Origin of the sequence: Brevibacterium otitidis (assembly GCF_042429315.1) — a bacterium.
Lineage (GTDB): Bacteria > Actinomycetota > Actinomycetes > Actinomycetales > Brevibacteriaceae > Brevibacterium > Brevibacterium otitidis.
On the sequence record NZ_JBHMAU010000010.1, the window covers coordinates 39,919 to 48,391 of the forward strand.

General features: G+C 69.9%; 8 protein-coding genes. 6 read left to right on the forward strand and 2 right to left on the reverse strand.

Features of this window, described 5'->3' with window-relative positions; translation table 11 throughout:
• Positions 1–42: 42 nt before the first annotated feature.
• Both ACFFN1_RS00970 and ACFFN1_RS00975 read right to left on the reverse strand, forming a co-directional pair.
• Complete coding sequence (locus ACFFN1_RS00970) at positions 43–3,087, reverse strand: alpha/beta fold hydrolase (RefSeq protein WP_417281573.1); 3,045 nt, start codon at positions 3,085–3,087, stop codon at positions 43–45.
• Complete coding sequence (locus ACFFN1_RS00975) at positions 3,084–4,109, reverse strand: 3-oxoacyl-ACP synthase III (protein WP_376837757.1); 1,026 nt, start codon at positions 4,107–4,109, stop codon at positions 3,084–3,086. Before ACFFN1_RS00975 ends, ACFFN1_RS00970 begins: the two co-directional genes overlap by 4 nt.
• A 204-nt stretch (positions 4,110–4,313) precedes the next feature.
• Here ACFFN1_RS00975 and ACFFN1_RS00980 point away from each other — a divergent pair, with 204 nt between their 5' ends.
• The 6 genes from ACFFN1_RS00980 (at position 4,314) to ACFFN1_RS01005 (ending at position 8,311) form a co-directional block, all read left to right on the forward strand.
• On the forward strand, positions 4,314–5,159 hold the full coding sequence (locus tag ACFFN1_RS00980) for a DsbA family protein (RefSeq protein WP_376837758.1): 846 nt from the start codon (positions 4,314–4,316) through the stop codon (positions 5,157–5,159).
• Positions 5,156–6,199 carry a cytochrome c biogenesis CcdA family protein gene (locus ACFFN1_RS00985; RefSeq protein WP_376837760.1) on the forward strand — a complete coding sequence of 348 codons (1,044 nt, stop codon included), beginning with the start codon at positions 5,156–5,158 and terminating at the stop codon, positions 6,197–6,199. The genes ACFFN1_RS00980 and ACFFN1_RS00985 overlap by 4 nt, the downstream gene beginning before the upstream one ends.
• Positions 6,200–6,321: 122 nt before the next feature.
• Complete coding sequence (locus ACFFN1_RS00990; protein WP_376837762.1) at positions 6,322–7,125, forward strand: 3-oxoacyl-ACP reductase; 804 nt, start codon at positions 6,322–6,324, stop codon at positions 7,123–7,125.
• Positions 7,126–7,130: 5 nt separating this feature from the next.
• Positions 7,131–7,286, forward strand: coding sequence for a hypothetical protein (locus tag ACFFN1_RS00995; protein ID WP_376837764.1), 156 nt, complete (start codon positions 7,131–7,133; stop codon positions 7,284–7,286).
• Positions 7,287–7,304: 18 nt separating this feature from the next.
• A complete protein-coding gene (locus tag ACFFN1_RS01000) occupies positions 7,305–7,637 on the forward strand; it encodes a DUF1801 domain-containing protein (RefSeq protein ID WP_376837771.1) in 333 nt (110 codons plus the stop codon).
• A 113-nt stretch (positions 7,638–7,750) separates the two neighbouring features.
• Positions 7,751–8,311 carry an NADPH-dependent FMN reductase gene (locus tag ACFFN1_RS01005; RefSeq protein ID WP_376837766.1) on the forward strand — a complete coding sequence of 187 codons (561 nt, stop codon included), beginning with the start codon at positions 7,751–7,753 and terminating at the stop codon, positions 8,309–8,311.
• The last annotated feature ends 162 nt before the right edge of the window (positions 8,312–8,473 follow it).

Consider the following 8,473-nt stretch of genomic DNA (forward strand, 5'->3'; position numbering starts at 1 on the left):
GCTGGCTGGCGCGATATGAGCTGGCCGGGCCCGAGGCGGTGGTTACGGTTTGCGGATCGGCTCGCCGCCCAGCACGGCCGCCGCCCAGTCGGCGAGCCGCGAGCGGTCGATCTTCGAGTTGTGGCGGATGTCGGTCGGGAACGACGGGGCGACGAGCACGGCTGCGACATCCGCGCCGGTCGCGGCCGCGACGTGGGTGCGCAGCCGCTGAGCCACCGGCAGCGGAGCCAGGCCGGGGGCCAGGGGTTCGCCGGTGTCCGGGTCGCTGCCGGCGGCCGGTTCGAGCACGAGAACGAGCGCCTGCGTGCCGGTCGGGCCGACGCCGACGGCGGCCGAGCGGAAGACTGCCGGGTCGCGGTCGGTCAGCGCTTCGATCCCGCCGGGGCCCAGCGGGCCGGCCGGAGTGGTGATGATGTGCTGGAGGCGGCCTTCGATCCAGATGCGGCCAGCGGTGTCGATGTGGCCGATGTCGTTGGTGCGGTGCCAGCGCTGCCCGTCGAGCGTGTCGCGGCTGGCCTGCCGGTCGGTCGACCACAGCCGGTCGTAGCCGTCGCGGATGTGTGCGGCGGAGACGACGAACTCGCCGAGCCGCTCCTGGGCGTCCGCTCCGGTGAGCAGCTCCTCGGCAGATTCCCCGGCCGCGTCGATCGGGGCGAGGGCGAAGCGCACCCCGTCGATCGGGGTGCCGACGCACACGCCGCGCGCGGCATGCGCCCCGCGCCGGGCCGCCTCGGGCTGGGCCGCCTCGGGCTGGGCCGCCTCGGCCTCCGCAGCCTCGGCGCCCTCAGATTCGGTACCAGCTGCTTCGGCGGGGCCCTCAGCTTCGGTGCCCTCCGCCTCGGCGGCGGCCACGGCGTGCCGGTCGATATCGGCCAGCAGCAGCCCCTCGGTCATGCCGTAGGGCGAGTGGATCTCGGCGTGCGGGAAGATCTGAGCCACCTGGTCCATGAGCGCCAGCGGCACCGGTGCGCCGGCCGAGAGTGCGAGCTCGACGCCGGCGCAGGCGGCCCGCTGCGCCTCGGTGAGGTCACCGGCGGTTGCGCAGACGTTGGTGTAGGCGGCAGGTGAGGCGAAGACCATCGTGCAGTCGGCCTCGGCGACGGCAGCGGCCAGCGCCGAGGCAGTGAGCGTGCGCGGTTTCGTCACCGACATGTCCGGGGTGACGCTCGTGACGCCGAGGCCGGGGCCGAAGAGCGCGAACGGCGCGAACCCGGCGACCAGGCCGGCGCCCGGGCGCATGTCGAAGGTGCGGGTGAGCACGTCCATGAGGGCGGCGAGCTGGGCGTGGGTGTAGCGCACGCCCTTGGCCGGACCGGTCGATCCGGAGGTGAAGAGCACCGCGGCGAGATCATCGGGGTCCGGGCGGCGCAGGGCTGCTGCGGTCTGCGCAGATTCGGCTCGCCCCGGTGCGGTCTGCCCGGCAGCGGCCTCCCCTGTTGTGGACGCAGTGCCGGCGAGGTGGGCGCGGCCGGCACGGATGAGCTCGGTGAGCGAGGTCTCGACGCCGAGGGTCAGCCGCTCCGGCGCCGGTAGCGCGCTGACGGAGATGCGACGGCCCGGCCAGCCGGCGGTGCGCGCCAGGGTGAGGCCGGGCAGCTCGCCGATGATCCACTGCGGATCCGCCGAGCGGATCGCCCGGGTCATACCGGCCACCCCGAGCCCGGCATCGGCGACGACGACGGTGCCGCCGGCCTTGAGCACGCCGTAGGCGGCGGCCGTGAGATCGTTGCCGGGAGTGACGAGCAGCGAGACCCGGTCGCCGGGTTCGAGCCCGCGCGCCTGCAGGCCCGCCGCGATCCCGTCGACGACGCCGGCCAGCTGCCGCCAGCTCACCGACTGCGGCGGGGACTGGGACATGTCGACCGAGGCGATCGCCTCATCCTCGGCGCGTTCGGCGAGTGCATCGAAGATCATCCGCGTGCCCACGGCGGCGCTTTCCGTTCCCGAGGCGGGGGTCGCCTCCGCGGCATCCGAGCCGGAAACGGCGGCGGGGGCGAACCGGGTGTCGAGCCAGCCGAGGACGATGCTGGCGACATCGGCATCCTCGCTCACGAGGTGGGATGCCTTCTCACAGCGGTGGATATCGGCCTGCGGCAGGCGGTGGCGCAGATCGCGCAGGAACCGCTCGAGGAACACCGGGTCCTTCGGCCCCCACACGAGCAGCGCCGGTACCTGCAGCTCGGCGATGTCCTCGCCTAGCCGCTGCAGCTCCGAATACGACGGATGGGTCTCGACCGCCGGGATGTCGGCGACGAAGGCACCGATTCCGCCGCGCTGCTCCGCGCTGCGGTACGGGGCGCGGAAGGCGTCCTTCTCGGCGTCGGTGAGTGAGCCCTGGGCCAGCGACAGGGTGGTGCGCAGGAACCAGTCGGTGCGCACGGTCGACAGCGGCAGCATCGGCCCGGCCAGCGCGGCCTGCAGGGGCGCAGGGATCGGGGTACCCTCCGGCTGGGCGACCGCGGTGTTGAGGGAAATGACCGCATCGACGCGGTCCTCGTGGCGGGCCGCCCACGTCAGGGACAGCACCCCGCCCCAGTCGTGGCCGAGGGTGACGGTGTGCGCAGTCGGCTGCTCGGCCATGAGCGCCGTGACGACGGCATCGAAGTCGGCGACCCGTTCGGCGATGCGCCGGAAGCCGGGACCGTGGGTGGTTGGGAGGGCATCGTGTGCGAGGCGTTCGGAGAAGCCCATCTCCAGCTGATCCGGGGCGATGATGCGCCAGACCGGACCGGCGCCTCGGGCGCGGTCACCAGCACCAGCCGGACCGGCGCCTCGGGCGCGGTCCAGCGACACGGCGGCGAGGTGCCGCCACAGATACGACCAGGTGGGGTTGCCATGGAGGGCGAGGATCGTGCCGGTGGGCTCCAGGCCGGCAGCCTGCAGCGCCGGCAGCGTGTCGAGGACGTGGAAGGTGCGCTCGCCGTCGACGGTGGGGACCGTCACGAGCCTGGACCACTGCGGATCCCAGCCGGGCAGCTCGCCCGGCAGCGCGGCCGGGCGGGCCGGCAGAGAGCTGGGTCCGGTGAGCGAACCGAGGCCGGACAGTGATCCGAGACCGGGCAGTGATCCGAGACCGGGCAGTCTCACCACTCGATCTCCGTCATCGCCGTGTTGAGACCCGAGCCCACACCCATGCACAGCACGCGGTCGCCGGCGGAGAGCTCCGGGGCCTTGCGGGTGAGCGTGATGGGCAGCGAGGCCGGCCCGACATTGCCGAGCTCCGGATACGAGGTGGGGATCCGGGAGGTGTCGAGGTCGACGGCCTTGGCGATCGCATTGGTGTGGACATCCGAGACCTGGTGCATAACGTAGGCGTCCATGTTCCGCCAGTCCCAGCCGTCGCCGTGGGCGGTGTGCCAGGCGGTGGTGACGAGCTCCATGCCGTTGTCCAACAGGCCCTTGGCATCGGTGAACATGCCGTCGTGATCGCCGACGCACAGCTGGTGGTTCCACGTCGCAGCGCGGGTCACGCCGCCGAGGATCCGGTGGCCCTCCGGGTGCTTGTCGGCCGGTCCCAGCAGGGCTGCCGAGGCGCCGGAGCCCAGGGTCAGAGAGGCGAACTCGTTGAGGTACTCAGCGCGGGTGATCTCCGGGCGCGACAGCCGCTCGATCGTCGACTCCTGCACCCGGGAGGCGTCCTCACCGGCGACGATGAGCGCGTAGTCGAGCTGGCCGGAGTTGATCATCGTGGCAGCCAGGGTCATGCCGTTGACGAACCCGAGGCAGGCGTTGGTGAGATCGAAGTTCATGGCATGCGGCTGCAGCCCGATGCCGTGGTGGACGGACACGGCCACGGAGGGTTCGAGGTTCTCGCGGGTGACCGAGGCGTTGATCATGAGGCCGACGGCATCGGCGTCGATGCCGGTGTCGGCGAGCACCTTGCGGCCGGCCTCGGCGGCACCGGTGGCGAAGTCGGAGGGGTGTTCCCAGTTGCGGCGGGTGTGGACTCCGGCCACACGTTGGAGCAGGCCGGCGGGCAGGCCCAGACGCTTGAGGGTTCCGGCCAGCCGCTCATCGAACGATGCCGAGGTGACCTCGACAGGAGCTGTCACCTCGGCGAGGCCGAGAAGTGCGACGTTGGAGTGCCGGAAAGACGAATTGCCGTTCAAAGAGGGTCCGTTTCAGAAGTCGCCGGTGCAGGAGTCTCCGACTCATCCTAATACCCACGCTGCGAAATTCCTGCACGCACCCGAGCCCTGCCGCCGGCCGTCGCGGCGCCGATTGCGAACCCGCAAGGAAGCTTGTGTCGGGAAATACCCGGGTCGGTTTCTCAGCGTGTGCACAGGTTCGCTCATCCTGTCTATGGTGGAAGCGTGCGACCCAACTCCCGCCCCTTCTGGTTCTGGGCGATCCCGGTCAACATCGTGGTCATCGCCCTCATCGCGATCTTCATCCTCGTCATCGACGAGGCCGATGAGCCGACCCCAGTCGCCGAGCCCTCCCAGCCGGCAGGCCAGGGTGAGGCAGGCGGGCCCGGCGGTGACGCCTCGGGCGCGGGAGGCGAGGACGGTGCAGGTGAGGGCGAGCAGCTCGCCCAGCCGGGCGAGGCCACCCGCGAGGCGGAGGACCCCTTCGCCCTGGGCTACCCCGAGGCGCCGGTTGCGATGGTCGTGTTCACCGACTTCCAGTGCCCGTTCTGCGCCCGGCACTCGGCTGAAACGGAGTCGCAGCTCATCGACGAGTACGTCAACAGCTCGCAGCTGCGCATCGAATGGCGCGATGTGGACTTCTTCGGCGATGACTCCAATCTTGCGGCGCGCGGCGCGTGGGCGGCCGGGCAGCAGCATCGGTACATCGAGTTTCATCAGACGCTCTTCGGTGATGGGGAGGCGCTCGATCCCGAGGATCTGACCCTGGAGAAGCTCACCGAGGTCGCGCAGTCGCTGAATATGGACATCGCGCAGTTCGAGCGCGACATCGAAGCCGATGAGGCCTATCAGCATGTGCACGACAACGTCGATGAGGCCGCGGCTGTCGGCGCCTTCAACACTCCGGCCTTCCTCATCAACGGCGAGCCGCTGTCTGGCGCGCAGCCGCTGGAGGAGTTCGAGAAGGTCATCAAGGCGGCCGCGGAGGACAACCCCTATGAGGGCGGCTCCGGCCAGGGCGGCTCCGGCCAGGGCGGCTCCGGTGAGGGCGGCGGGGGTGCCGGTTCGTGACGATAGGCCTCACTGCCGCGTTCCTCGGCGGGGTGCTCGCGTTGCTGAGCCCGTGCGGGGCGCTGCTCATCCCGGCGTTCTTCGCCTTCACCGTCTCCGGCGGGGCCAAGCTCATTGGCCGCTCGGCGATGTTCCTCATCGGCCTGCTCACGATCCTGCTGCCGATGGGAGCCGGCGCCGGCTTCATCGGCGGGCTGCTGACCGCCCACCGCACGACCGTCATCATGGTCGCGAGCATCCTGCTCATCATCTTCGGGCTGCTGCAGATCTTCGGCCTCGGCTTCGACCTCGGCCGCTTCCTGCCCGAGAGCATGCGCAACCCCGGCAACGGCGGCACCGCCTCACTGCTGAGCGCCTATGTGCTCGGCATCGTCTCCGGGGTCGCCGGGTTCTGCACCGGCCCGATCCTCGGCGCGGTGCTCACGATCGCCGCGACCGGCGGTTCGCCGCTGGTGGGCATGTTCTACCTGTCGGTCTATGCGCTCGGCATCGCGGCGCCGGTGTTCATCATCGCCCTCATCTGGCAGCGCCTGGGCTCAGGCCGGATGCAGTGGCTGCGCGGGAAGACGCTGATGATCGGCGGCCGGCCCTTCCACACCACCTCGCTCATCACCGGCATCATCTTCATCGCGGTGGGCATCATCTTCATGGCCACCAACGGGCTCGTCGGTGCGCCCGAAGTCATCTCCACGGCGACCGCAGCGAAGCTGCAGGAGGCGCTGCTCGCCTTCGACCGCGCGATCCCCGCCTGGGGCAACATCCTCATCGTCGCCGGCGTGCTCATCGCCCTGTGGTTCGCGATCCTCTACCCGCTCACCGCCCCGGGCCGGAAGCTGGGCTTCGACCCCTCCGAGCTGCCGTCGGCCGATGGGGCGCGCACGGCCGCCGACACCTCGGGTGAGGATGCCGCCTCGGGAACCGATGCCCCCGCTGAGGCGACCCCTACCTCGGGCGCGGATGCCGCACCGGAGCCGGCAGGCGCGGGCGAGTTCCTCACCCGCCGCGAGCGCCGGGAAGCCGAGCGGGCCGCCCGCCGCTGATCGGCACGCCGCTGGGCAGAATCGCCGGGCACGCCGCTGGGCAGGCGGAACCGATAGGCTGGTGACAGGTCACATCTTCGGGCCGGTCGCATGCACATCCGGCCCCCGACACGGGAGGTTCAATGTCGAACGCACAGGCTCACACGACGGCGGCGCTGCCGCTGAGCGATCAGCTCGTCCTCGTCACCGGCGGCGGCCGCGGGCTCGGCGCCGCGATCGTCAAGGCCTTCTACCAGGAAGGCGCAGCCCTCGTTATCAACTACCGCCACTCCGCCGACCAGGCCCAGGAGCTCGCTGAGCAGATCCGCGCCCGAGGCGGTCAGGCCCTGGCCGTCGAAGCCGACGTCACCGACTTCCGCCAGGTGGTCGCGATGTTCGAAGCCGCCCGCGAGGAGTTCGGCCGGCCGGTCACGACCGTGGTGAACAACGCCCTCGTCGACTTCTCCTTCAACGGCGATGAGCGCCCGGACGCCGATGAGATCGCCTTCGCCGCCTTCGAGCAGCAGTTCCGCGGCACCGTCGGCGGGGCGATGCATGTCATCCAGGCGGCGATGAATGGGTTCCGCGAGATCGGCTCTGGCCGGGTCGTCAACATCGGCACGAACCTGTTCCAGAATCCGGTCGTGCCGTACCACGACTACACCGCCGCCAAGGCCGCGTTGCTCTCACTCACCCGCACCTACGCCAAGGACCTCGGGCCGCTGGGCGTGCGCGTGAACATGGTCTCCGGCGGGCTGCTGCGCACCACCGACGCCTCCTCGGCCACCCCTGACGAGGTGTTCGATGCGATCGCTGCGAGCACGCCGCTGGGACATGTGACCACGCCGGAGGAGTTCGCCTCGGCGGTGACGTTCTTCGCCTCACCGGCCTCGCGCGCGGTGACCGGCCAGAACCTCGTCGTCGACAACGGCCTCGTGATGGACTGACGCCGGTGGCGAAGCAGGAGCCGGCGGTGGGCGGTGGGGGTGTTGGTGCTGTTGGGGCGGCTGATGGTGCTGGTGATGGCCGGCGCAATGACGATGCAGTGCTGCGGCCCACTGATGCCGCGATCGAGGAGTTCATCGCCGCACTGCCTGAGCGCCGGTAGCCGGAGACGCGGACGCTCATCGAGATGGTGGCCGAGATCTCCGGGCAGCAGGCGGTGCTGTGGGGCGGATCGATCATCGGCTTCGGCCCGCAGCACTACCGATACGCCAGCGGCCGGGAAGGCGAGATGCCGACACTCGGGTTCAGCCCGCGGAAGGCGAAGCTGACGCTGTACTTCTCCGAGGGATTCGACGCCTACCGCGATGACCTGGCCCGCCTGGGCAAGCACACGACGAGTGTGTCCTGCCTCTATGCGAACAAGCTCGCCGACCTCGACCTCGGTGTGCTGCGTGAGATGCTCACCGTTTCGTGGCGGCATCACACGGGTGAGGCTGGACTGGCGAAGCTGTGAGATCGCCGAGCAGAATCCGATCGGTGTGCGCAGACCCGGCCAGCGGTTCTAGTGTGTAGTTGATTCATCAACTACAAGGTCGCCGTGACCGCGACCGAAAGGAGCCCACGCACGTGACACGCATCGGAGTCATCGCCGGCAGCAGCCGCCCCGGAGCCCTCAACCCGCAGGTCGTCGACTGGATCTCCCAGCAGCTCACCAACCGCGGTGTTGAGTTCGAGGTCGTCAACTTCATGGACTTCGGCCTGCCGCTGCTGGACGAGGAGATCCCGTCGGGCGCGCACAACTACCAGAACGCGCACACGAAGAAATGGGCCGCCGCCATCGCGCCGTTCGATGCCTACATCGTCGTCACCCCGGAGTACAACCACTCCATTCCCGGGGCACTCAAGAACGCGCTGGACTATGTGGCCGTCGAGTTCGCCAACAAGCCCATCGCCTTCTCCAGCTACGGCGCAGACAAGGGTGTGCGGGCCGTCGAGGCATGGCGCCTGGTCTTCTCGAACCACCGCGCCGCCACCGTCCGGCACACGGCGTCGTTCTCGATCTTCACCGACTTCGCTGACGGTGTCTTCGCCCCGACCGAGGTGTCGGTGCAGCCGTTCGGTTCGATGCTCGCTGACCTGCTGGCCTGGTCGGAGGGCTTCAAGCTCGTGCGCGCGAAAGCTGCATAAGTCTCAGGGGGTGCGCGGGCCCAAGGGGGTGCGCGAGCCTCACAGTTGCGCGGGCTTAGCCTTGATCCACCGATGTAAGTAGCCGGATCGAGCCGCGTGTGGAATGGAAATGCCCCTCCTGAACTGGGAAAATGGTGATGTTGTAAGTCAACATTCCCGGCC